This window comes from Lysobacter enzymogenes (assembly GCF_023617245.1).
In the GTDB taxonomy this organism is placed as follows: Bacteria; Pseudomonadota; Gammaproteobacteria; order Xanthomonadales; family Xanthomonadaceae; genus Lysobacter; species Lysobacter yananisis.
On sequence record NZ_CP067396.1, the window covers coordinates 2022953 to 2047684 of the forward strand.

17 protein-coding genes are annotated in these 24732 nt (G+C 66.9%); 12 read left to right on the plus strand and 5 right to left on the minus strand.

Features of this window, described 5'->3' with window-relative positions; all coding sequences use genetic code 11:
- Positions 1-52: 52 nt before the first annotated feature.
- Positions 53-826, minus strand: a complete 774-nt coding sequence (locus JHW41_RS08475; protein WP_250449619.1) for an SDR family oxidoreductase — start codon at positions 824-826, stop codon at positions 53-55.
- A 35-nt stretch (positions 827-861) separates the two neighbouring features.
- Positions 862-1191: a nuclear transport factor 2 family protein gene (locus JHW41_RS08480; RefSeq protein ID WP_250449620.1), complete on the minus strand. Its 330-nt coding sequence runs from the start codon at positions 1189-1191 to the stop codon at positions 862-864.
- 209 nt (positions 1192-1400) lie between these two features.
- On the opposite strand from JHW41_RS08480, the gene JHW41_RS08485 reads away from it, so the two are divergent.
- From JHW41_RS08485 to JHW41_RS08535, 12 genes are all read left to right on the plus strand, one after another.
- Complete coding sequence (locus JHW41_RS08485) at positions 1401-2351, plus strand: AraC family transcriptional regulator (protein WP_250449621.1); 951 nt, start codon at positions 1401-1403, stop codon at positions 2349-2351.
- Positions 2352-2953: 602 nt separating this feature from the next.
- Positions 2954-3847 carry an ABC transporter ATP-binding protein gene (locus JHW41_RS08490; RefSeq protein ID WP_250449622.1) on the plus strand — a complete coding sequence of 298 codons (894 nt, stop codon included), beginning with the start codon at positions 2954-2956 and terminating at the stop codon, positions 3845-3847.
- 10 nt (positions 3848-3857) lie between these two features.
- Complete coding sequence (locus JHW41_RS08495; RefSeq protein WP_250449623.1) at positions 3858-7433, plus strand: ABC transporter permease/M1 family aminopeptidase; 3576 nt, start codon at positions 3858-3860, stop codon at positions 7431-7433.
- A gap of 436 nt (positions 7434-7869) precedes the next feature.
- On the plus strand, positions 7870-9213 hold the full coding sequence (locus JHW41_RS08500; RefSeq protein ID WP_078998103.1) for a DEAD/DEAH box helicase: 1344 nt from the start codon (positions 7870-7872) through the stop codon (positions 9211-9213).
- A 371-nt stretch (positions 9214-9584) separates the two neighbouring features.
- Positions 9585-12521, plus strand: a complete 2937-nt coding sequence (locus JHW41_RS08505; protein WP_250449624.1) for an RHS repeat domain-containing protein — start codon at positions 9585-9587, stop codon at positions 12519-12521.
- On the plus strand, positions 12518-15898 hold the full coding sequence (locus tag JHW41_RS08510; RefSeq protein WP_250449625.1) for an RHS repeat domain-containing protein: 3381 nt from the start codon (positions 12518-12520) through the stop codon (positions 15896-15898). Before JHW41_RS08505 ends, JHW41_RS08510 begins: the two co-directional genes overlap by 4 nt.
- Complete coding sequence (locus tag JHW41_RS26650; protein WP_428995523.1) at positions 15891-16250, plus strand: DUF6678 family protein; 360 nt, start codon at positions 15891-15893, stop codon at positions 16248-16250. Before JHW41_RS08510 ends, JHW41_RS26650 begins: the two co-directional genes overlap by 8 nt.
- Positions 16251-16373: 123 nt before the next feature.
- Positions 16374-16943 (plus strand): hypothetical protein, encoded by a 570-nt coding sequence (locus tag JHW41_RS08515; protein ID WP_250449626.1) that lies wholly within the window; start codon positions 16374-16376, stop codon positions 16941-16943.
- Between the two features lie 245 nt (positions 16944-17188).
- A complete protein-coding gene (locus tag JHW41_RS08520; protein WP_250449627.1) occupies positions 17189-17587 on the plus strand; it encodes a hypothetical protein in 399 nt (132 codons plus the stop codon).
- Between the two features lie 14 nt (positions 17588-17601).
- Positions 17602-17919, plus strand: a complete 318-nt coding sequence (locus JHW41_RS08525; protein ID WP_250449628.1) for a hypothetical protein — start codon at positions 17602-17604, stop codon at positions 17917-17919.
- Positions 17920-18101: 182 nt separating this feature from the next.
- Entirely contained in the window at positions 18102-18431 is a 330-nt protein-coding gene (locus tag JHW41_RS08530) for a hypothetical protein (RefSeq protein ID WP_250449629.1), read from the plus strand.
- A 95-nt stretch (positions 18432-18526) separates the two neighbouring features.
- Complete coding sequence (locus JHW41_RS08535) at positions 18527-18820, plus strand: hypothetical protein (RefSeq protein ID WP_250449630.1); 294 nt, start codon at positions 18527-18529, stop codon at positions 18818-18820.
- A 149-nt stretch (positions 18821-18969) separates the two neighbouring features.
- Here the strand turns inward: JHW41_RS08535 and JHW41_RS08540 are convergent, their stop codons facing one another.
- The 3 genes from JHW41_RS08540 to JHW41_RS08550 all read right to left on the minus strand — a co-directional run bounded on the left by JHW41_RS08540 (position 18970) and on the right by JHW41_RS08550 (position 24728).
- The gene (locus JHW41_RS08540) at positions 18970-20640 is read right to left on the minus strand and encodes a CHASE2 domain-containing protein (RefSeq protein WP_250449631.1); all 1671 of its coding nucleotides are present in this window, start codon (positions 20638-20640) and stop codon (positions 18970-18972) included.
- Positions 20641-20667: 27 nt separating this feature from the next.
- Entirely contained in the window at positions 20668-22371 is a 1704-nt protein-coding gene (locus JHW41_RS08545; protein ID WP_250449632.1) for a FecR family protein, read from the minus strand.
- 506 nt (positions 22372-22877) lie between these two features.
- A complete protein-coding gene (locus tag JHW41_RS08550; RefSeq protein WP_250449633.1) occupies positions 22878-24728 on the minus strand; it encodes a DUF885 domain-containing protein in 1851 nt (616 codons plus the stop codon).
- Positions 24729-24732 lie beyond the last annotated feature (4 nt).

Sequence of the window (24732 nt, forward strand, 5' to 3'; positions counted from 1 at the left end):
TCGCCCCGCCGCCGTCGCATCCGCACAGACGCGCCGGACGCGTCATGCACCCTCAGCGCGTGGTGTACCCACCGTTGGCGAAGATCGTCTGCCCGGTGATCCACCAGCCGTCGGTGACCAGGAATTTCACCAGCGGGGCGATGTCCTGGATCTCGGTCAGACCGCTCTTGGTGCGGTTGCTCAGCGCCGCGGCGGTGGCGTGGTAGGCGGCCGATTCCTTGGACTCGGCCGGATAGAAGAACGGCGTATCCATCGGCCCCGGGCCGACCGCGTTGACCGAGATGCCGCGCTCGCCGAACTCCTTCGACGCGGCGCGGGTGAAGTGCTCGATCGGCGCCTTGCTGCCCGGATACACCGCGTAGAACGGCGTGTACGCGGCCAGCAGCGAGCTGACGATGGTGCAGATGTTGCCGTCGTCGGCGAGCTTCTTGCCGGCTTCCTGGATGAAGAAGAACGCGGCCTTGGAATTGACCGCGAACATGGTGTCGTACTCGGCCTCGGTCACTTCCACCAGCGGCTTCTTGATCACCATGCCGGTGGTGTTGATGGCGATGTCGAGCTTGCCGAACTGCGCCTTGGCCGCGTCGAACAGCTTGGCCACTTCGGCCGGACGGGTCAGATCGCCCTGGTGGGCGAAGGCGTCGGCGCCGGCGGCCTTGACCGCGGCCACGGTCTCTTCGGCCGCGGCGCGGGTGGCGTCGGAGTTGTAGTGCACGGCGATGCCGGCGGCGCCGGCCTGGGCGAGCTCGCGCGAGATCAGGCCGCCGAGGTTCTTGGCGCCTCCGCCGATGACGACGTGCTTGCCGGTGAGGGAACGGTCGGGCATGGAAATCTCCTTGGGGGTGAGGGACGGACGGGCAATCAGTGGCCGACGATGCGCATCTCGCGGATGCGCGCGCCGTCCACGGTGAACACGAAGCGGCTGTCGCCGCTGTAGAAATCGCTGCGCCAGCCGGCGTCGACGACGATGCGCCCGCCGTCGCGGCCGACCCGGGTCGGAGTCAGCCGGCCGCGCGCGCCGACGAATTCGCGCGCGCTCCACTGCGCGATCGCCGCGGCGCCGACATAGCGCGTGCCCCAGTCGTCGACCACGCCGTCGCGGCCGAAGAAGGCCAGTGCGGCGGCGGCGTCGCCGCGATTGACCGCGGCGACGAACTCGGCGACGGGCGAGGGCAGGGCGGGGGCGGACATGGCGGCGGGTTCCTGGGCGAAGGCGCTGGCCGGGACGACGGCCAGGGCGGCTGCGAGCGCCAGCGCCGCGGCGAAGACGCGGGCGCCGCACCGGACGGGTGGACGGGGGCAGGCGGGGCCAACGGAGCCGTGCATCGGAAACACACCGCCTTGACGCATTTGTGAGCGGAGTCATGTTTACATCGGCCAAGGTCCGCTGCGCTTTCAACATGTCCGACGCACTGTCAATTTCTCCGCGTGCCGGCGAAGCCGAGCGCACCGGCCTGGACGGCGCCGCGGCGCTGGGCGAAGCGGCCGCGCGCGGCTGGGCGCGGCAGCGCCGGGTCGAGCGCCGGCACGAGCTCGAACTCGGCCCCGGCCTGCAGTTCGCGTTCGCCACCGAGAACATCGCCGAGCCCACCCAGTGGAGCCTGGAGCACGCGCGCCACACCCTCATCGTCCACCTCGACGGCCCGATGCGCCGGCTCGAGACCCGCATCGACGGCGCCGGCCGCCTGCGCGCGGCGCCGGCCGCGGGCGACTGGTGGCTGATCCCGGCCGGCCGTCGCTATCTCGGCCGCGCGCTCGGCGGCGAGATCGCCTACGCCGAGCTCAACATCGACCCGGCCGGCTTCGCCGCGCTCGCGCCCGGCCTGGGCGAGAACGCCGGGCTGGCCGCGCGGATGAAGCACCGCGATCCGTTCGTGCACGGCATCGCCGCGCGCCTGGCCCAGCTCAGCGAAGCCGGCGACGACCTTGCCGCGATGCTGCGCGAATCGCTGGGCCAGGCGCTGTGCCTGCACCTGTTGCGCGAACACGGCGCCGGCGCGGCCGCGCGCGCCGCGCCGGCGCCGGTGCGCCTGGCCGAGCCGGCGCGGCGGCGGATCGAGGACCACATCCAGGCCCACCTAGACCGGCGCATCACCCTGGACGAACTGGCCGGACTCGGCGGCCTGAGCACCCACCAGCTGCTGATCGCGTTCCGCCACGCCTTCGGCCTGACCCCGATCCAGTACGTGCTGGCGCAGCGCCTGCGCCGGGTGTGCCTGCGCCTGCGCGGCAGCGCCGACGACATCGCCACCATCGCGGTGGAGAACGGGTTTTCCAGCCACAGCCATCTGTCGGCGGTGTTCAGGAAGCGCTATGGGCTGACGCCGAACGAGTTTCGCCGGCAGGGGTGAGGCAATGTCCGGGGCGGATCGCCGCGGGCGGATCGGAAGGCGTCGGGACTGAAGTCCCTCCCACAGGAGCCGGGCACTCCGGGTTGCTTGTGCCGTCATCCCCGCGAAGGCGGGGATCCAGAGACTCCACAGTGCTGCCGCGATCGGGCCCTGGATCCTCGCCTGCGCGGGGATGACGGGCTTGAGGGGGGCGATGCCCCACCGGGCCTTCGGCTCTTGGGGGCGGGACTTAGGTTCTGGAGCCGCGGCTTTTGTGGGAGGGACTTAGGTTCTGGAGCCGCGACTTTTGTGGGAGGAACTTAGGTCCTGGAGCCGCGACTTTTGTGGGAGGGACTTCAGTCCCGACGCCTTCCGCTCCGCTCGCGCCGATCCTTCCCGGCGCGCAATCCCGCCGCCCGCGAACGCCCAGCATCGCCGCCCACGGCACCGCCCCGGACGCACCCGCCGCCCGCCCTGCCATCGGTCATCCCCCCCAATCGGCCATGGGCCGGTCCCGGCCCGCCGCTAGCATCGTGCTCAGCCTGCCGCGGCTCCGCGTCCGGCCCGCACCCTGTTCCTCCCCGCCCGCCGGCCCGTCCGCCGCCCGCCCGAGACCCCATCCGATGCTGACCATCCGCGACCTCACCAAGACCTACGCCAACGGGGTGCGCGCCCTGGACGGCATCTGCCTGGACGTCCCGCGCGGGATGTTCGGCCTGCTCGGTCCCAACGGCGCCGGCAAGTCCTCGCTGATGCGCACCCTGGCGACGCTGCAGGAGGCCGACGGCGGCAGCGCGGTGCTGGAGACCGACGGCCGCCGCATCGACGTGCTGAGCGAGAAGGACGCGGTGCGGCGGCTGCTGGGCTACCTGCCGCAGGACTTCGGGGTCTATCCCAAGGTCAGCGCGCTGGACCTGCTCGATCATTTCGCCGTGCTCAAGGGCCTGGGCGAACGCAAGCAGCGGCGCGAGGTGGTCGAGGGACTGCTGCACCAGGTCAACCTGTGGAACGTGCGCAAGCAGAAACTCGGCGGCTTTTCCGGCGGCATGCGCCAGCGCTTCGGCATCGCCCAGGCGCTGCTCGGCGATCCGCGCCTGGTGATCGTCGACGAGCCCACCGCCGGCCTCGATCCGGAAGAGCGCAACCGTTTCCTCAACCTGCTGGCCGAGATCGGCGAGAACGTCGCGGTGATCCTGTCCACCCACATCGTCGAGGACGTCACCGACCTGTGCCCGACCATGGCCATCGTCGACAAGGGCAAGGTCCTGCTGAGCGGCGAACCGAACGCGGCGATCGCCGCGCTGACCGGACAGGTGTGGCGGCGGCAGGTGCCCAAGTCCGAACTCGACAGCTACGAGACCCGCTTCACCGTGCTGTCCACCCGCCTGGTCGGCGGCCAGCCGGTGATCCACGTGTTCAGCGCCGACGCGCCGGAGGAGGGCTTCGAGCCGGTCGCGCCGGACCTGGAGGACGTGTACTTCCAGCGCCTGCGCAAGCATTCGCGCGTCGCGGCTTGAGGCGCGAGCGATGACCTACGAATTCTTCCGCTTCGAGTTGCGCCAGCAACTGCGCTCGCCGCTGCTGTGGGTGCTGGCGATCATGTTCGGGCTGATGACCTTCGCCGCGGCCAGCAGCGACGCGGTGCAGATCGGCGGCGGCGTCGGCAACGTCAACCGCAACGCGCCGACCACCATCGCGATGTTCTACGGCTTCATGAGCCTGCTGAGCCTGTTCGCGATCGCCGCCTTCGTCTCCAACGCGCTGCTGCGCGATTTCGAGATGGGCACGGCCGACCTGTTCTTCTCCAGCCCGATGCGCAAGCGCGACTTCCTCGTCGGCCGTTTCGCCGGGGCGATGGCCGCGTGCCTGCTGGTCTACGCGATGGTCACGCTGGGGCTGATGATCGCGCCGGCGATGCCGTGGATCGACCCCGAGCGGCTCGGCGCGTTCTCGCTGTACCCCTATGTCTGGAGCATGGGCGTGTTGGTGCTGCCGAACCTGGTGTTCATCGGCGCGCTGCTGGCGCTGCTGGCGGTGACCGGACGCAACCTGCTGGTGGTGTACCTGGGCGTGATCGGCTTCTTCGTGCTGCGCTCGCTGGCCGGCGCGCTGGTGCGCGACCTCGACAACGAACTGGTCTCGGCGATGATCGACCCGTTCGGCCTGACCGCGTTCGCGCGCACCACGCGCTACTGGACCGCGCCGGAACTCAACAGCCGCCTGCCGGAGCTGGCCGGCTACCTGCTGCTCAACCGCGCGCTGTGGCTGAGCGTGGGCGCGGCGATGATCGCCGCCGCCTTCGCCTTGTTCAAACCGCAGCGCACCGGCACCGGCCGCGGCTGGCTGCGGCGCAAGGCCAAGCCCGCGACGGCGCCGGCGCCGCGCGCGGCGTCCGCGCGGGTCGCGCCGGCGCGGCCCGCGTTCGACGCGGCGACCGTGCGCGCGCAGTTCTGGGCCAGCGTGCGGCTCGACGCGGTCGGCGTGTTCAAGAGCGTGCCGTTCCTGATCATGCTGGCGTTCGCCGCGTTCAACTTCATCATGGGCGCCAGCAGCATGCAGCGCCTGTTCGGAACCCAGGTCTATCCGACCACCGCGCTGATGCTGCAGGCCTTGCAGGGCAGCTACAGCTACATGCTGGTGCTGATCGCGATGTTCTACGCCGGCGACCTGGTGTTCAAGGAACGCAGCGCCCGGCTCGGCGAGGTGACCGACGCGATGCCGGTGCCGAACTGGGTGCCGATGCTGAGCAAGTTCGTCGCCCTGATCGCGGTGGTGCTGGCGTTCCAGGCCATCGGCGGCGTCGCCGCGATGGGCGTGCAATTGTTCAAGGGCTACACCGCGCTGGAACCGTTGCTGTACCTCAAGGGACTGTTGCTGGCGTCGATCCCGTACGTGCTGATGGGCGGGCTGGCGCTGGTCCTGCAGGTGCTGTGCAACAACCGCTTCATCGGCTACGGCCTGACCATCGCGGTGGTGGTGGCGCAGGCGACGCTGGGGATGCTGCACTTCGAGCACAACCTCTACAACTACGCCAACGCGCCCGACGCGCCGTATTCGGACATGAACGGCTACGGCCATTTCCTCGCCGGGCGGTTGTGGTTCCAGGGCTATTGGGGCCTGTTCCTGTGCGCGTTGCTGCTGGTGGCCGCGGCGTTCTGGCTGCGCGGCATTCCCGGCCACTGGCGCGAGCGGTTGCGGCTGGCGCGCGAGCGCCTGCGCGGCGGGCCGCGGCTGGCCCTCGCCGCCGCGCTGCTGGCGTGGGCGGCGACCGGCGCGTGGATCTTCTGGAACACCAACGTGCTCAACCGCTACCTGCCGTCGGACCTGGCGATGGACGAGCGCGCGCGCTACGAGAAGGACTACCGCAAGTACAAGGACCTGCCGCAGCCTCAGATCGTCGCGGTCGACAACGCCGTCGACCTGCGCCCGGAAACCCTCGGCGTCAGCGCCAGCGGCCGCTACACCATCGTCAACCCGCACGCCGCGCCGATCGCCGAGTTCCATCTCCAGGTCGATCCGGAGTCGAAGATCGAGAAGCTCGACTTCGGCGGCGCCAGGCTGCTGCGCGACGACGAGCGCCTGGGTTACCGCATCTATCGCCTCGACCGGCCGATGCAGCCGGGCGAGCGGCGCGAGCTGACCTTCGTCCAGTCCCGCCAGGTACGCGGCTTCAGCAACGAGCCGGGCCAGCACGCCATCGTCGGCAACGGCAGCTTCTTCAACTCCGGCGCGTTCCCGCATTTCGGCTACGACCCAGGCCGCCAGCTGCAGGACCGCAACGAGCGACGCAAGCGCGGCCTCGGCGACGTGCCGCGCATGGCCAAGCTCGAAGACCAGGCCGCGCGCGCCCACCACTACATCGCCAGCGACGCCGACTGGATCGAATTCAAGACTTCGATCTGCACCGCGCCGGACCAGATCGCGCTGTCGCCGGGCTATCTGGTGCGCGAATACGAAAAAGGCGGACGCAAGTGCTTCGACTACGCGATGGACCGGCCGATGCTGCCGTTCTACTCGTACCTGTCGGCGCGCTGGAAGGTCAAGCGCGCCACTTATCCGGGCGGGATCGCGATCGAGATCTACTACGATCCCAAGCACGAGTTCAACGTCGATCGGATGATCGCCGGCACCCAGCGTTCGCTGGAGTACTTCCAGGCCCACTTCACCCCGTACCAGCACCGCCAGGTGCGGATCATCGAGTTCCCCGGCTACGAGACCTTCGCCCAGAGCTTCGCGAACACCATTCCGTTCTCCGAATCGATCGGTTTCGTCGCCGACCTGCGCGATCCTTCGGCGATCGACTACGTGTTCTACGTGACCGCGCACGAAGTCGCGCACCAGTGGTGGGCGCACCAGGTGATCGGCGCCGACCAGCAGGGCTCGACCGTGCTGTCGGAATCGCTGTCGCAGTACTCGGCGCTCATGGTGATGGAGAAGGAATACGGCCGCGCCAAGATGCGCCGCTTCCTCAAGTACGAACTGGACCGCTACCTGTCCGACCGCGCCGGCGAGCGGGTCGAGGAACTGCCGCTGTACCGGGTCGAGAACCAGCCCTACATCCATTACCGCAAGGGCTCGCTGGTGTTCTACCGGCTGCGCGAGGAGCTCGGCGAGGACGCGGTCAACCGCGCGCTCAAGCGCTTCCTGCTCGACAAGGGCTACCAGCAGCCGCCGTACACCAATTCGGCCGAATTGCTGGCGTACCTGCGCCGCGAGGCGCGGCCCGACCAGCAGGCGCTGATCACCGACTTGTTCGAGAAGATCGGCTTCTACGACAACCGGATGCTGGCGGCCTCGTCGAAGAAGCGGGCCGACGGCAAGTACGAGGTGACGATGAAGCTGCAGGCGGGCAAGCGCTACGCCGACGGCAAGGGCCGCGAGACGCCCGGGCGGATGGACGACTGGATCGAGGTCGGGGTGTTCGGGCGCGGCGCCTCGGGCAAGGAGGAGGACGAGAAGGTCCTGTACCTGCAGCGCCGTCGCGTCACCGAGGGCGAGTTCAGCGTGACCGCGGTGGTCGACCAGGCGCCGTACGAGGTCGGCTTCGATCCGTACAACAAGCTGATCGACCGGGTGCCGACGGACAATCGCAGGAAGCTGTGAGGGGGCCGGGACCCGGGACCCGGGACCAGGGGCCAGGGACCAGGGACCAGGGACCAGGGCTTTGAGCCCTTCGGTCCCGGGTCCCCGGTCCCGGCTCGACCGCAATGAGCGCCGGCTGAGCCCGCCTCCCGGCGTGGCTGGCGTAAGCGACTGTTTTAGCGTAGAGTCCGCCCCGTTCAGCGCACGGCTGCCTCCCCGCAAGGGTACGTTTCCCAGGTTGCCCGTCGCCCCGCACATGCCGATAGGGCCGCGGCGCGACTTCTTATCCCGCACGTCTTTCGTCGCGCAGACACGGCCCGGAGCTTCCGGCGTCGTCAAACATAGAGACTCGCAGCGCGGTTCAAGGGAACGCTGGAGTCATCACGCGACCAATGAAGGTCCGGCGCGCCGATGGCGCGGCCGGCACGTCGGCGCGAACATCCGGAGTACCAAAGCAATGACGTTCGAATCCCTGGGCCTGGCGCCCGCGCTGCTGCGCGCGCTGTCCGAGCAGAACTACGCCACCCCCACCCCGATCCAGGCCGAAGCGATCCCGCTGGCGATGGCCGGCCACGACCTGCTCGGCGGCGCCCAGACCGGCACCGGCAAGACCGCCGCGTTCGGCCTGCCGCTGCTGCACCGCCTGGCCACCGCCGCGCCGCAGGGCGGCCCGCGCAAGCCGCGCGCGCTGATCCTGGCGCCGACCCGCGAGCTGGCGCTGCAGGTCAGCGACAGCCTGCGCGGCTACGCCAAGTACCTGCGCCTGAACGTTCACGCCATCTACGGCGGCGCCGGCATGGGCCCGCAGCTCGACGCGCTGCGTCGCGGCGTCGACGTGCTGGTGGCCACCCCGGGCCGCCTGATCGACCACCTCGAGCGCGGCAGCGCCAAGCTCGACGCGGTCGAACTGCTGGTCATGGACGAAGCCGACCGCATGCTCGACATGGGCTTCCTGCCGGCGATCAAGCGCATCCTCGGCCGCCTGCCGGCCAGCCGCCAGACCCTGCTGTTCTCGGCCACGTTCGAGGCCCAGATCAAGCAGCTGGCGCTGGAGTTCATGCGCACCCCGCAGCAGGTGCAGATCGCCGCCAAGAACGTCGTGGCCGACGCGATCAGCCACCGCGTGCATCCGGTCGACGGCGGCCGCAAGCGCGACCTGCTGATCCAGATCCTGGCCGCGCGCCCGAACGATCAGGTGATCGTGTTCGGCCGCACCAAGCACGGCTGCAACCGCCTGGCCGAACAGCTCGAAGACGCCGGCCTGAAGGCCGTCGCGATCCACGGCAACAAGAGCCAGGCCCAGCGACAGAAAGCCTTGCGCGACTTCAAGGCGAACAAGGCCCGCGTGCTGGTCGCCACCGACGTCGCCGCGCGCGGCCTGGACATCCCGAGCCTGCCGCTGGTGATCAACTTCGACCTGCCGATGGTGGCCGAGGACTACGTCCACCGCATCGGCCGCACCGGCCGCAACGGCGCCACCGGCGAAGCCCTGTCGCTGGTCTCGCCGGACGAAGCCGGCCTGCTGCGGCAGATCCAGCGCATCCTCAAGGACGACATCGAGATGGTCAGCGTCGCCGGCTTCGAACCCTCGCGCCCGCTGCGCATGGGCTCCGACGCCCCCGGCGCGCGCCGTCCGGGCCCGGGCGGCAACAACCGCGGCAACAATGCCCCGCGCAAGCCCGCCCACCGTCCGCACGGCAAGCCGGCGCCGCGTCATGCGCACGCCGGCCCGAAGCAGCACCGCGGCGGCAACGGCGGCGGCCAGCAGCAGGGGCAGCGCCGGGATCGCAGCGCGGGGTGAGGTTTTCCCCGATCCTCGTCGCGGGAGTGGAAAAGGCCGGCATTGCCGGCCTTTTTCTTTGGGCGCGCTTGCTGTGTCAACTGGTGTGGATGCGAATGATGCCGTATGCGCGGCACCTGCTGTTTATTTGTGTGTGGCGCTTCGGTCGGTCTCGTCCGTTGCGGCTGCGCTCTGCTATAAACAGCCACAGGTTTGTGGATCCGACTCATACCGGCTGTCGCGACAGGGGACTGCGACGCCGCTTCTCTCCGGCCGCGTGCGGTCGAAAGATATGAAAGCGGCTGGCTGAACTGTTACTCGCCGATGGAGCGGCCGCGAAACCTGCGCTCGCGCGCCGTGCAGCGCGCACAAGGATCGAGCAGGGGAAAGCAGTGAAGTACAGCAACGAAGCCGGGATCCGGCTCGGCGACGGCGGCACTCGCCTCGGCCGTGCCGCGGGTATCGCGTTGGTCGCGTCGATGGCGCTGTTCAGCCACACGGCGGCCGCCTTGGAGACGGGACAGTTCGTCTGGGACGAACTGGGCAAACGGCTCCAGGCCAGCCAGAAGGTCGAGCCGCTCGGCCCGAACCTCGCCGGCGACGAAGTCCGCCTCTCCAACGGCGCGCTGTCGTTCTCGGTGACGGACGTGAGCCTGCCGGGCAACGACAAACTGCCGGTGGCGCTGACCCGCAGCTTCGTCGTGCGCGACCGCAAGGACGTGCGCAACGACGGCATGCTCGCCGATTGGCAGATCGAGGCGCCCAACATCAACGGGGTGTTCGCCCCCGACTGGGTCGCAGCCACGCCCGCCAATGCATTCAAACGTTGCTCGGTAGGCGAAGACCCTTCTGTGCCGAGCAAGTATCGCGTGCGGGATTTTTGGCAGGGCATCCAGGTCGACGTGCCCGGCGGCGGCGAATTGCTCAGCATCGCCGCAGGCAACACCTTGCCCGCCGACGGCCGCAACTATGTCTGGATGGCAGGCAACCAGGTCTATCTGTCGTGTCTGGACAGCATCAAGAATGGCAGCGGCGAGGGGTTTCTGGCCATCGCCGCGGATGGAACGCGGTATTGGCTGGACTGGATGGCGCAGAACAGCGAAGGCGTGACCAAGAAGACCATCGGTTACACCGTCGAAGGGCCGATTTCGAGCAAGCTGGATCGCCGCAGGAATGCGTTGTACGCCACTCGCGTCGAGGATCGCTTCGGCAACTACGTCGAATACACCTATGCCAACGCCTGGAATCAGCCGGCCAAGTTGACCGCGATCCAGGCCAGCGACGGACGCCGACTCACTTTGAGCTATACCGGCGATTTCGTTTCCAGCGTCAGCGACGGTACCCGTAGTTGGACTTACGCGGTCGGCGGCATCGGGTTCAAGAGATCCCTGGTCTCCGTTGCCTTACCGGACGGTAGCGGCTGGCAACTGGGCCTTGGACGTTTGGCCAGCGCTGAAATCCATTACCCCGAGCCTCAGTACGAAAGCCCGCCGATGAACTCGGAAGGGTTTCCGGTTGGTGAAGTGATCCTGCCGACGGAGATCTTCCGCGATTGCACCGAGCAGTACGCTGGGCCGTACATAAACGGCTCGGCTCAGCCGGTACAGGAGCTGACCGGCACGGTCCAGCATCCCTCGGGTGCGGTGGCTACGTTCACCGTCGACCTTCAGCGTCACGGCCGCAGCAGCGTGCCGCTGGATTGCGACGGCATTACCTCGGTAGGCGCCAATCCGCCGTATTGGGGTTATGGCAACGATCCGACCGACGACACGCCGCGTTATCCGATCGCCGCATTCGACTTCACCTTGAAGAAGAAAACCATCTCCGGGCCGGGGTTGGAAACGGCGACCTGGAACTATTCCTATGAGCCGAACATCAGCTTCGTACGCTATCCGGGGACGACCGACGCCTATCCGGTCTGTCCGTATGGCAGCATCACCCAATGCGCGTTGCCTCCATGCACTTCGGAAAGTTGCGCGCGCGCCAGCGTGACCACCGTGACCGGGCCTAACGGAGAATGGCGCCGCTACAGCTACGGCAACACCTTCCGCTACAACGAAGGCAAGCTGGTCAAGGAAGAGGTTGGAAGCGACTCGGCGCATATCCTGCAAACGATCGTGAAGCGATACGACTTGAGCCTCGTGCCGCAGGCTTACCCGGCACGGTATGGACGCAGTACCCGTTTCAGCGAGGACGGATTCCAGACCGAGTACCACCGTCCCCTGGTCTCGACCGAGATCAATCTGCAAGGCGCCAGCTTTTCAGATCGCGTCGATTCGTTCGATTACTTCGCCCGACCGCTCAGCGTCACCAAGTTCAGTTCGCTGGGCTACAGCCGGACAGAGACGATTGACTATTACGACGACCTGGCAAAATGGGCCTTGGGGCAGGTGCGCACGGTCACATGCGCGGCCCCCGCCGCTTGCGCCGGCCAGGTTATGTTGCACAAGGAGTTCGACGGCGCGAAGGCCTTGCCCGTGCGTTTCTATTCGTTCGGCGCCTTGCAGCAGTCGTTGACGTACAACGCCGACGGAACCATCGCCAGCGTATCCGATGGCCGCGATTCGGCCGCTGTGGACACTACCGCACTGCTGACTGGTTGGAAGCGCGGCTATCCGCAGACGATCCAGTATCCGGACAGCACCACCAAGACCGCGAGCGTCGACAGTCGCGGCTGGCTGACGTCGACCACGGACCAGAACGGCTACAGCACCGGCTATGGCTACGACGCGATGGGGCGCGTATCCAGCATCGCCTATCCGAGTGGAGACACGGTGACGTGGACCCCCAAAGGCGCCGAATTCCGGGCGCTGACCGGTGCCGATTCCAAGCCGCCGGGCGTGCTCAACGGGCAGTGGCGCGAGTCGGTGGTGCAAGGCAACTACGCCCGGCAGACCTATTTCGACGCGATGTGGCGGCCGGTGCTGACCCACGAGTACGACAGCAACGACAAGGCGGCGACGCTGCGTGCGACGAGCATGGCGTACGACGCCCAAGGACGCGTGGTGTTCCAATCCTATCCGAGCGCCGACGCGATCCCGGCGGCAAGCGGTACCTGGACCAGTTATGACGTGCTTGGACGCATCACCCGCACCCGCCAGGATTCCGAACTGGGTCCGCTCGATACCGTCCGCGAATATCTGCCCGGCTTCCAGACCAAGCTGACCGATCCCAAGGGCAACGCCACGCTGACCCGCTACATGGCGTTCGGCGAGCCTGTCTTCGATTGGCCGGTGAGCATCGACCAGCCTGAAGGCGTGCATACCGACATCGATCGGGACGTGTACGGAAAGCCCTTGAAGATCGTCCGCTCGGGAGCCGGCCAATGAGTGCGTTGCGGAATAGGCTTGGCTGTGCCGCCGCGGGCCGCGGCTTGCGGGATTGGACGGAGGCCTGCTGGAAGAATGCTCTAGGCGCATTTGTCCTGTTCGCGGCGCTGATGGTGGCGAGCGGCAATTCCCGGGCGCAGGCGAGCATCCGGCTCACGGCGCTGGATGCCGTCGATCAAGTCGCTCCGGCATCGTTTCGACTGCGTATCCAGTTGCTGGGAGACTTCATTAACGGCGTCCAGGAGGACGTGGATGCCAGTTCGATCTACTTGCTTCGCAACGGCGAATTCATCGAGTTGCAGCCGGATGTGTCCCAGGACCGCTACGAATCGGGTCTGGCCGTGGGCACTTACGACTACGTGGTGAAAGGCGTCGCGGTCAGTTACGTCAACGGCAGCGAACGTTTGCGGCAGATTCAATCTTCAACAGTACGCATAACGGTGGCCGCGCCGACCGGCGCTCTGAGCGCATCCCCGAACCCGTGCGCGATTCCCTGGGGCGGTTCCGCTTGTACCGCCACGGTGCAGTGGAGCAGCAACGCGCCTAATGCGCAGTTGTGGGTCAGCGGTCTGGCGGGGGAGAATCCGACCCTGTTCGCGCAGGGCGCCAGTGGATCGCAGGCCGCTTCGATCACCGCGGCCGGTTCGCGTTTCCAGCTCAAGAACGGCGGGCAGGTGCTGGCCAACCTGGATGCGCGCGCGAATCCTACGGTCAATGTTCCTCCGGCCGTGCAAGTGACCTCGCCGACACAAGGGCAGGTGTTCCTGGTCGGCGATCTCGCCTTGTTGCAGGCGAGCGCCAGCGACAGCGACGACGCGGTGCAGCGGGTCGAGTTCCTGATCAGCGGGATCAAGGTCTGGAACATGGATGCGCCGCCTTACCAGGTCCACTGGACGGCCTCGGCGGGTACGCACAGCGTGGTCGCGCGCGCTTTCGACACCCGCGGCGCGTACACCGATTCCGCGCCGGTGCAGATCGTCGTCAACCGGCCGCCGACGGTGGCGTTGACCTCGCCGTTGCCCGGCGCGTTCCGGACGGCGCCGGGCAGTTTCGCGGTGGCCGCCGACGCGGCCGACAGCGACGGCTCGGTGAGCCAGGTCGAGTTCTTCGTCAACGACGCCAAGTTCGCCACGGCGACCAGCGCGCCGTACTCGGCGATGTTGGATCAGCTGTCTGCGGGCAGCTACGCGCTGAGCGCGAAGGTCACCGACAATCACGGGGCGAGCGCGACCTCTGCTTCCGTTTCCGTCGTGGTCGGCGCCGGGGGCGCGGGCAGCGTCGTCCGCAGTTACGTCTACGACGCTCAGCAGCGGCTGTGCAAGACCATCGAGCCGGAAACCGGCGCGACCGTGGTCGATTACGATGCCGCCGGCAATGTCGCGTGGGCGGCGGCGGGCTTGAACCTCCCCGACCCGGCATCCTGCAATCGCGCCGAGGCAGCGGCGTCCGGGCGTGCGGTCGTTCGCAGTTACGACGCGCTCGGCCGTCTGAAGACGATGGCCTTCCCGGACGGGCGCGGCAATCAGACCTGGAACTACCATCCCGACGGTCTCGCCCGCGAGATCGCGACCGACAACGACGGCAACGGGCAGGGCATCGTCGTCAATCGCTACCAGTACAACAAGCGCCGCCTGCTGAGTTCGGAATCGGTCACGCTGCGCGACGGCGCGGTGTGGAACAGCGCCAACGGTTACGACGCCAACGGCAACCGCATCAGCTACGTCGCTCCCGACGGCTTGCAGGTCAACTACGCGGTCAACGCTTTGGGCCAGCAGACCGGCGTGAGTTCGACCGGCAGGACCTACGCCAGCAACGTCGGCTATTACCCCAACGGCGCGATCCGGCAGTTCACCTACGGCAACGGCATCGTCCACACCTTGCGGCAGAACGCCCGGCAACTGCCGTCGCGCAGCACCGACGCAGGCGCGATCGACCTGGAAACGGGCTACGACCACAACGGCAATGTCGCCCAGGTGCTCGATCGCCAGCGCGAGAGCCAGGGCCAGTACCAGTACAACCGCTGGATGAGCTACGACGGCCTCGACCGTCTCACCGCGGCCGGCTCATGCATCTTCGGCGGCGACTGCTGGCATCGTTTCACTTACGACGCGATCGACAACCTGCGCAGCTGGTCGCTGGCCGGCGTCAAGAACCACCATTACGTCTACGACGCGAAGAACCGCCTGACCAACATCCGCGACGGCAGCGCCGGCCCGAGCGTGATCGGCCTGGGTTACGACGACCAAGGCAATCTGGCCAACAAGAACGGCCAGGAGTTCCGCTTCGATTACGGCAACCGCCTGCGCCGAGTGGTGGGCAAGGAAGCCTATGCTTACGACGCCCACGGACGCCGCTTGAGCCAGTACGACCGGGCGGACACGACATTCGTAAATTCGTTCTACAACCTGGACGGGCAACTGCTGTTCCGCTACGAGGGGCACACCAACGAGGCCACGAACGACAACTATCCCGAGATCAACCGGCCGCATGTCTACTTGGGCGGCAGCCTGCTGGCGACGGTCGACTGGAATCGGGCGACGCAGACGGCTCAAACCAAGTACTACCACACCGATGCGCTAGGCAGCCCGGTGGCGGTGACGAACGAGGCGGGGCAGGTGGTGGAGCGGACCGATTGGGAGCCGTATGGGGCGGCGATCGGGAAGCCGGCGTATGACGGGGTGGGGTATACCGGGCATGTGATGGATGGGCGTAGTGGGCTCACTTACATGCAGCAGCGCTATTACGATGCAACGATTGGCCTCTTTTTAAGCATCGACCCTATATCGGCTCATTCAGAGCCCGGCTCTAACTTCAATCGATATTGGTATGCAAACGGTAACCCATACTCGTTTGTTGACCCCGATGGCCGTGTGCCTGTGCTGGTCCCGATTTTCTTCGGTATCGGGTTGTTCCTGACATCTGGTCCCGCCAACAGTCCGGCGCCAGGTGAACCTACGGCTAGCATGCCCGTTGCCGAGCAGATTGGATCGGCATTGCCCCCGGGAAGGGCTGTGTCTTACATCAAGACGGCCGTCAGCGTATACAGACCACCGGACGGATTGAATAGACGGCAGCAAGGGAGTCGTGATCAAACTCAGCCGACCGAGCGGGCTGCTAGGCGCGAAGCGATGCGGCAGCATGGTGCGCAGGTATCTTTGCCGAACAACTACACGCGTGAAACCGTGTATGGTAAGAATGAAAATCTCAAGGGTGGCAAGGGGCAGCCTTCAGAGGTTCTTGTTACGACTGATAACCGAACGGGGCAGAAAGTACGTATCGATCATCATAGTAATGGTCATGTTTTTAAGAGTGATAGGGAATATGAGCTTCCCCATTATCACGGAGACAGGAGCCATATTTCTTATGGGCATGAATGAGGCGGATTTTTTGGCGGTAATCTCTGTTGTAGATGCGCTACGCGTAAAGGTCAGGGGAAAGTGCCGGTCTGACGATGGCCCTTTGCCCTGGGCCGACTGGATTAGTCAACCATCAAAAAGTTATATCGAGTTTCAGGGGTGCGGCCCGATAGAAAAATCTGAGATCGAGTGGATCGATATAAACGCAGTCGAGGAGCGAAGGCTCGGGCAACGACTGCCCATGAAGAAGATCGATCATGGGGAGGAGATTGCTCGAATGTTTGCGGAGAGGTCGGTTCGCTATATCAAGTCAATAGATGGGTTGTTCCGAGTTGGCGGGCTTTCGGGTGTTCGTGGGGCGTGCAAGGAGTGATGTTTATTTGATAATGTGTGGCGGGGCTGTTCCGGGGTGGGAAAATATAGGGCTTCCTCCCAGCATGTTGCGAATTTATATGGGCTATTGCCCTTCCGAGCCATCCAGACCGTCCGAGCCGCAATGAGCAATATCGAGTCTACTAAAGATTTGGCTGAGGAATCGCTGGCTCGCGGCGAATATGAAACGGCAGTGACTGCCGCTACTGCACTGGTTGAGGCCGGAGAGCCTTGGTTGCTCGATGGCCTGGTTAGGCGAGCTATGGCGCTCGAGAATTGGGCCGATGGACCGTCCGATCGCCTCGTCGCTGCAGCAAACGATTGGCAGAGGCTGATCGAGATCGCACCCGCTCCTGTCTCTTACCGGGGACTGGCTCGTGTCCTGCTTAAACTGGGCGACCGCGAGTTTGCACTTGTCAATCTGTTGGAGGCTGAGCGCAGGGGGGCGACGCCGGAAGTTCTGCTTGGGTTCGCGGAGTATTATCGAACCGCTTCACCTCCCGACCTCGGAAGAGCGAAGGCGTATTTCTTGCGTGCTGCCCTGCGGGGCCGAACGCAGGGTATCCGGGGCTATGTCGAAGTCGCTTACGAGTTGGACCAGCCGTTCTCTGGCGTGGCGATGGCCTTGATCGGGCTGGTTGCGACGCCCTTGCTTGCCTTGGTCCTTGGAGAGCGTCGGCACGCAGGGTTCTAGGGAACCTTTGAGCAATTCAGAGAGTCCCCGCGCCATGGAGGATACGCTCACGAACCAGCGAAGCGACGGGCAGGTGGCGCGGGCAGCAGACGAGAGAATCGATCACGGAGGCGATCTTCTGCCACACTTCGTCTGCGACGCGAAGGTAACGGACGATTGCGTTCGTCGGTTTTAGCCTGAACCGCGCATCAGTTCGGCTCACCCGGCATGCGCCGAGGCGGGGCGCCATTAAGGAGGGTTTTGGCGTGGATTCCCCAGCGATTTCCTATGTGAGGAAAAATCGAGGCGGCATCATCGTGTCGGAAAATCTTGGCGGCGAGGTCGTGGCGAAACTCGTCGAAAGCGCGATTGTCGACGGTGTCGGTGGGGTGGATGTTCTTGTCGGCGATGGAATTTACGCTGTGTCCACAGACAGAGAGTGGGTCGTAAGGGAGGCTTTTCATACCTTGCTTCCCTATCCCGAAATCGCGGTCAACAGCGCTCGCCTGGAAATTTTGGTGTCCGCGTTCTTCGATTGGTTTTCAGTGCGAAATTACGGAGTGGAAGCCTACTCTAGTGGGACTATCCCGGAGCAGGTTGGCGCTGTACTCGCGAAGTTGAAGTATCCATTCGTTTTGGCGTTCGGCCGCGAGTCCGGTCGGTAGCGATGGAGATGGTGATGAATCGGCAACCCGTAGGTTGGCTGGATATAATGGTTTATTGGGATTTATATGATTTCCCCAGATACATCCTCGCCAGAGACGGCCTGGGTCTGTACTGGATCTTCGAAGGGTCGTTCGACGATGAGGCGGACGAGTATCGGGATCACTTCATAATGAAATGCGTCGGGTTGCACAGGGACGAAGCCTTGCGACAGTTCGAGGGCCGCGTCGCCATTCCGCTCGGCGTGGACCGGTCCGGGTACGAAAGGGTGGCGTTGACCGAGGTTGCGTTCGACGAATCCCGCAGGAAAAGGATCTGCATCGGCACCGCATGAGGCGTTCTTGCGAGGCGGTCGCTGCGGTCGCGCAGGGCTTGGCCCACTTCTCGGATCGATGGCCGCGGGTTGTGAAGAGGGCGCTGCTTCGTTTGGCGACAACGATGGAGTTGATGCGTTGCAATTTTCCCTCCAAGTCGGAGGGCGACGAGCAATCGAACCGAAGATTTGCCTAATTTTCAATGGACTTCTATATGGACAAAGCGACAGGGGCACGGATCCAGCGCGACGTATTGCTTTACATGCTGCACGTGGCGTTGGTTGAAATTCGGGCGGCGGAATCCTTGAATGCGGCGAAGAAGATTTCCGATATTTTTCATAACTTGCCGATGGGATTGTTCCGTCGCCCCACTCGCGAGGATTTCGACGTTCTGTTGGACGAGTTGTTGGAGCGAGCGCAGCGATGGGGGATGGACGACTACATCCGGAATCTGAATGCATTGGCGCTTCAGTCCGTTGGGAAGGCGCCACGTGGAGGTGAGGAGTTCACCGGCGAGCGTTCCGGCTTTTGATTTTCAGTCCGGCCAGATGTGGTCCCCCGATGCCATCATCTTTCGCTACATGCAATGATCGAGCATCGGCTGCAGGGCTGGGGTGTTGAGAGGCCATGAACATGCACGACCGGGTTTTGCTCAAGATCGAAATTGAATGGTCGAAGGGCGAGCTGGTCATCGGTCTCGTGGATGCCGGATCCACGCCGGTCGAGATCAAAGCCAGTGGAATGCGTGCGTTCCACCTCGAGAGAGGTCATGCTTGGGGCGAAAGCAGTTCTCTATATGAGGCAATCGGTCCCGTGGAAGTCGATGCCGGTTTCTCCAGAATGTCGCTCATGATGCAGTCCGGAGACGCTTTGATCGTCGATGCGAAATCCTTCCTTCTTCCAGCCAATATCGTTCGCTGAAGGATCGACTCGGGTCATCCTGCTGCATCAACGCCTCGACAACGACATCAGCGCGCCATCCCGGTTCTCAATTCGCGCATTCAGGCGATCCGCGATCAGACCGCCCCGACAAACGACGAGTTGCGTCGGCGATGCAATCGCCCCATCGCTCAAACCTCCCCCAACCGCGTAACCTCCCGCCGATCCCGCCCATTCTCCTTGGCCCGGTACAACGCGGCGTCCGCCCCGTCGAACACCGTGCGCGCATGCGTATGCGGCCCCGGCACGCAGGTGTACAAACCCACGCTCAAGCTCACGCGCTGGTCTTCGCGCGCGCCGTAGCGGGCGTCGAGTTTGCGCAGGTCGGCGAGGATGGCGTCGGCGACGCGGGCGGCGCCTTCGACGTGGGTGTCGGGCAGGATCACCGCGAATTCGTCGCCGCCGAAGCGGGCCGGCAGGTCGCGCGGGCGGCGGGCGTGGGAGGCGATCACGGCGGCGATCTTCTGCAGCAGTTTGTCGCCGGCGCGGTGGCCGTGGGCGTCGTTGTAGGCCTTGAAGTGGTCGACGTCGATCAGCGCCAGCGACAGCGGGGCGCGGGTGCGGCGGGCGCTGGCGAGTTCGCGCTGCAGGACGTGGTCGAAGCGGCGGCGGTTGCCGAGCTGGGTCAGGGTGTCGAGGTTGGCTTCGCGCCGCCAGTGGCGCAGGTGGCCGATCAGCCAGGCCAGGTACGCCGCGCCGATCATCATCAAGGTCGCGGCGGGCGGGAACCACAGGTCGGTCACGCGCAGCAGGGCGACGCTGCCGGCCAGGGCCAGCAAGGCGGCGCTGCCGGCGACCAGGCCGGGACGCTGCAGGCGCGGGTGCAGCATCGCCAGCACCACCGCCAGCAGCATGGTCGCGGCCAGCAGCGCCTGCCACAGCGGCGCCAGCGGCACGATCGCGCGGTGGTGCAGCAGCATCTCGATCACGTTGGCCTGGTACTCGGCGCCGTGCATGCGCACGTCCTCGGACATCGGCGTGAGGTAGCGCGGCGCCAGGCCGGTCGCGGTCACGCCGATCACGACCCAGCGGTCGCGCAGCAGTTCCACCGGCACCTGGCCGCCGAGCACGTCGGCGTAGGAGACCTGGCTGAAGGTGTCGGGCGGGCCGGCGTAGCGGATGCGCACGTAATGGTCGCGCGTCCACAGATACGGCGAGCCGCGTTCGGAGGCGGGGCGGCGCAGGCCCGGCAGCGGTCCGCGCGCGGCGCTTTGCGCCGGCGCCTGCCGGTCCAGGCCGATCAGCGCCAGCCCCAGCGCCGGCCAGCGCGCGTCGCCGAGGCCGGCCTTGAGGTAGAGGCCGCGCGCGGTGCCTTCCGCGTCGAGTTCGATGTCGGTGTGGCCGAGCGTGCTGGCGGCGGTGGCGATCACCGGCGTCGGCAGCACTTCCACCGGCGGCGCGTTCTGCCGCAGCGGCGCGGTCACCACCGGCAGGGCGACGCGGCCGAGCCGGCGCATCGCCGCGGCCAGCGCGCGGTCGTGTTCGTCGCCGTTGCGGTCGGGTTCGGCCAGGACTAGGTCCAGGGCGACGCCGCGCACGCCGGCATAGCCCAGGCGGTCGAACATCTGCGCGTGGAGGTCGCGCGGCCACGGCCATTGGCCGAGTTCGTTGAGGCTGCGGTCGTCGATGGCGACCACCACCACGTCGCCGTCGGGCGGGTAGCCCCAGTGCGAGAGGTGCAGGTCGTAGAGGAAATCGTCGAGCCGCCAGCTGGCGCCGCTGACAGTCAGCAGCGCGGTCAGCGCGGCCGCGGCCAGCGCCGCACCGGCGCGCAACGCGATCGACAGCGCGCCGGTTTTCATGCGCTCGCGCTCATCGCCGCGGCGGGCTTACAGCGCCAACAGCAGCAACAGCGCGCCGGTGCCGCCGGCGGCGTAGCACAGGCGGCAGGGCAGGCGGATCTCCTGCGCCGGGCCGTACGGCGCGGCGTAACCGTCGTCTTCGATGGTCTGCACGCGCACGTGCCAGGTGCCGCCGCCGGGGCGGTCGAGTTCGATCTGCGGCTCATCCGCCTCGCGCTCCAGCAGCAACTGGGAGAAGTCGGCCTTGCGGGACATCTGCACACGATAGCGCTGGCCGGGCTCGCCGCGCTGCCAACGCAGGGTCAGTTTGCCCTGCGCCGACTGCGGCGGCTGCAGTCCCGGATCCAGCGGCGCATCGCTGATCTGGAACGGCAAGGCGTTGCCGAAGCGGCCGAGGCGGCCGTCGCCGTCGCGCGAGGCGACCCGCCAGAAGTAGCTGCCGGGTTCGAGCGCGCGTTCGGGGCGCCAGCGCTGGCCGCGCACGGTTTCGTCGAGCAGCGGTTCGGCGAAGTCGGCATCGCGGGCGATCTGCACGCGGCTGGCGGCGGCGCCTTCGACCTTCGCCCATTCGAAGCGCGGCTTGGGCACGCGCACGCTCTGGCCGTCGAGCGGGGCCAGGGTCAGCGGCGGCGCCGGGCCGGCGTCGACGGTGATGGCCTGGACGAGGTCGTGGCCGCCCAGGCCGTTGCCGGCGACCGCGCGCACCAGCAGGCGCTGGCGGCCGGGCGGCAGGTCGTCGATGCGCACCCGGGTGTCGGCGGTGGACTGTTCGAACAGCAGCACTTCGGGCGCGTCGTCGCGCACCACTTCGATCCGGTAGCCGCTGGCGCCGGGCACCGCGTTCCAGCCGGCGCGCGCGGGCAGTTGATCGAGCACGGTCGCGGCCGGGTCGAGCTGCGGCGCCGCCAGCAAAGCGATCGGCGCCGACGGCGCGTCGCCGCGGCCGGCGAGGGTGCCGTAGCCCGGCGTCACCAGCACCTGGCCGCGTTGCGCGCCGACCTCGACTTTGCCTTCCAATACTTCGGTCGCGTCGGCCGCGCCGGCGTCGCCGGCGGCGATGCGGAAACGGGTGCCGCGCACGCTCGAGGTCGCCGACGGGGTCTGGATGATGTAGCGCGAGGCCGGGCCCCTGGCCGGGATCACCCGGTTGCTGGCGCGCCCGCGCTGCAGGCGCATGCGCGTGTCGACCATGCCGGTGCTGCCGTAGCTGCTGAGTTCGTCGAACACCACCGCGCTGTTGTCCTGCACGGTCATGCGCGAGCCGTCGGCGAATTCGAGCGTGGCGCTGGCGCCGGGCCCGGTCTCCAGACGGCTGCCGATGCCCAGGCGCAGGCCTTCGCCGACCAGTTGCGCCGGCGACCTGTCCGAGGCCAGCCAGTTGACCGCGCCGCGCACCGCGATCACCCGCGCCTTGGCCGGCTGGATCCGCAGCCAGCCGATCGGGAAGCGCATGCGCGTGCCAGGCGGCAGGTGATAGGGGTCGGCGATGCCGTTGTGTTCCTGCAGCCGGCGCCAGTTGATGCCGGTCTTCAGATGCTTGGCGCCGAGGTCCCACAGGGTGTCGCCGGGACGCACGCGGTAGCTCCAGTCCTGGGCCTGGACGGCGCCGCAAGCGCCGGCCAGGGCGAACAGCGCCAGCAGCGCGGCGACGAAGCGGCGCGCGCGCGGGCGCGCGGCCGGCGATGCGGCGGACGGTGCGGACGCGGCGGCGGGGGCTGCGATGGGAGACATCCGTAATCCGTGGCTGAGAGAGACGGCGCAAACCGGCCGCGCGGCCGGCGGGCGAGGAACACAGCAACCCCTAATTATGCGCTTTCAGTCACATTATTGCTGCTTGCGGGCCGGTCGAGCGGTGGATCTGGCGGGAGCGGCGGCGGCTGAACGGCTCCGGTCCGAGGCGGCTTTGCGGTGAGAAAGTGTGCGCGTTCTGCGCGCGGGACATGCCGTCGGCGGATCGTAGCGCGTGTATGCGGGCGCTTGAACCGGGTGGCGGGCGATGCGGATCGCGGCGAGCGGCTCCAAGCGCGTCGGGACTGAAGCCCCCCGCAAGCGCCGCGCTCGCGATGTGCGAGCGCGCGGGCGTCGATGGGGCGAATGATGGATCGGAGCGTACGCTTTCGCTCTTGTGGGAGGGGCTTCAGCCCCGACGCTCTGCGCTCCGCTCGCGCCGATCAGGCCCCAGGACGCCCCCGCCGAAGACGGGCGGACGGCCCCGCAGGCCCGCCCGCCGTCTGCGCTCAGGCTTTCTTGCTCTCGATCCAGCGATCGATCTTGCGCTCCAGGATCTCCAGCGGCACCGCGCCGTCCTTGAGCATTTCGGCATGGAACTCGCGCACGTCGAAGCGCGGCCCCAGCGCGGTTTGCGCGCGCTTGCGCAGCTCCATGATCTTGAGCTCGCCGATCTTGTACGCCAGCGCCTGGCCCGGGATCGCCATGTAGCGCTCGGCTTCGGCGGTGGACTGGGTTTCGCTCTCGGCCGAGTTGGCCAGCATGTATTGGATCACCTGCTCGCGGGTCCAGTCCTTGCTGTGCAGGCCGGTGTCGACCACCAGCCGGATCGCGCGCCACAACTCGTTCTGCAGGTAGCCGAAGTAGTCGTACGGGCTCTCGTACACGCCCAGGTCCTTGCCCAGCGATTCGGCGTACAGGCCCCAGCCCTCGGTGAACGCGGTCTCGCCGCCGAAGCGGCGGAACTTGGGCAGGTCGGTGAGTTCCTGCTGCAGCGCCAGCTGGAAGTGATGGCCGGGGATCGCCTCGTGCAGGTACAGGTCTTCCGCGTCCCAGGTCTTGCGCGTGGGCAGATCGTAGGTGTTGACGTAGAAGATGCCCGGACGCGTGCCGTCCTCGCTCGGACGCATGTACGAGCCGCCGGCGGCCGACTGCGCGCGGAACGCCTCGACCGGACGGATCTCGAACGGCGCCTTCGGCGTCAGCGAGAACTGTTCGGGGATGCGCTTGTTGATCTTCGCTTCCAGGCCGCGGTAATGCGCCAGCAGCGCCGGCTCGTCCTTGAACACGAAGCGCGGGTCGGTCTGCAGGAACTTGAAGAAGGCCTGGCGGTCGCCCTTGAACTTGAGCGCGGCGATGGTCTTGTCCATCTCGCCGTGGATGCGCGCGACTTCGTCCAGGCCGATCTGGTGGATCTGCGCCGGCGTCAGCGCGGTGCTGGTGGAGCGGCGCGCGTTGAACGCGTACCACTCGCCGCCGTTGGGCAGCGCGCCGAGGCCGGCGCTGGCGCGCGCCTGGGCCAGGTAATCGTCGCGCACGTAGTCGCGCAGGCGCGCGTAGGCCGGCATCAGCTCGGTCGCGATGGCGTTGCGGTAGGCGGCGCTCAGGCGCTGCTTGTCGGCGTCGGAGAAGTCCGCCGGGAACTTCGCCACCGGGGTCCAGAACAGGCTGTCCTCGGGCTTGTCCTTGATCAGCGCGTCGAGCTGCGACACCACCTTGACCATCAGCGCCTTGGGCTGGACCACGCCGCGCTTGACGCCTTCGCGGCTATTGGCGACGAACTGGTCGAAGATCGCCGGCACCTTGGCCGCGCGCTTGAGCCAGTTGTCGTAGTCGGCGACGGTCTTGAACGGCTGCGCGCCGGCGCCGGAACCCAACTGGGCGACGCTGGCGGCGAAGTTGTGGAACTGGTTGACCGGCTGCTGCCAGCTCGGGAAACGGTCCGATTCCAGCTCCAGCCGCGCGTTGCGCACGAAGATCTCGTAGCTCAGCAGGTCCTGCGCGGACAGGCCCTGCGCGCCGACCGACTCGACCGTCTTGAGCCAGCGCTGGAAGAACTCGCGGCGCTGCTGGCGGTACTGCGCGCCGGCGATGTTGGGCAGTTGGTCGTTGTAGCGCGGATCGCCCTGCTGGGTGGCCATCAGCGGGTTGAGCTTGAGGTTCTCTTCCCAGTACTGCTCGTACAGGCGGGTGAGCTTGGCGGCCTTGGTCTCCACGATGACGCCGGGCGAGGGCGCGGCGGCGGCGGGCGCGGCGAACGCCGCGACGGGCAAGGCGAGGGCCAGGGCGGCGGCGAGCAGGGACGCGCCGAGCAGCGGCGCGGCCGGGCGCGCGGACGCGCGGGTCGGGGAGGCGGTCATGAGG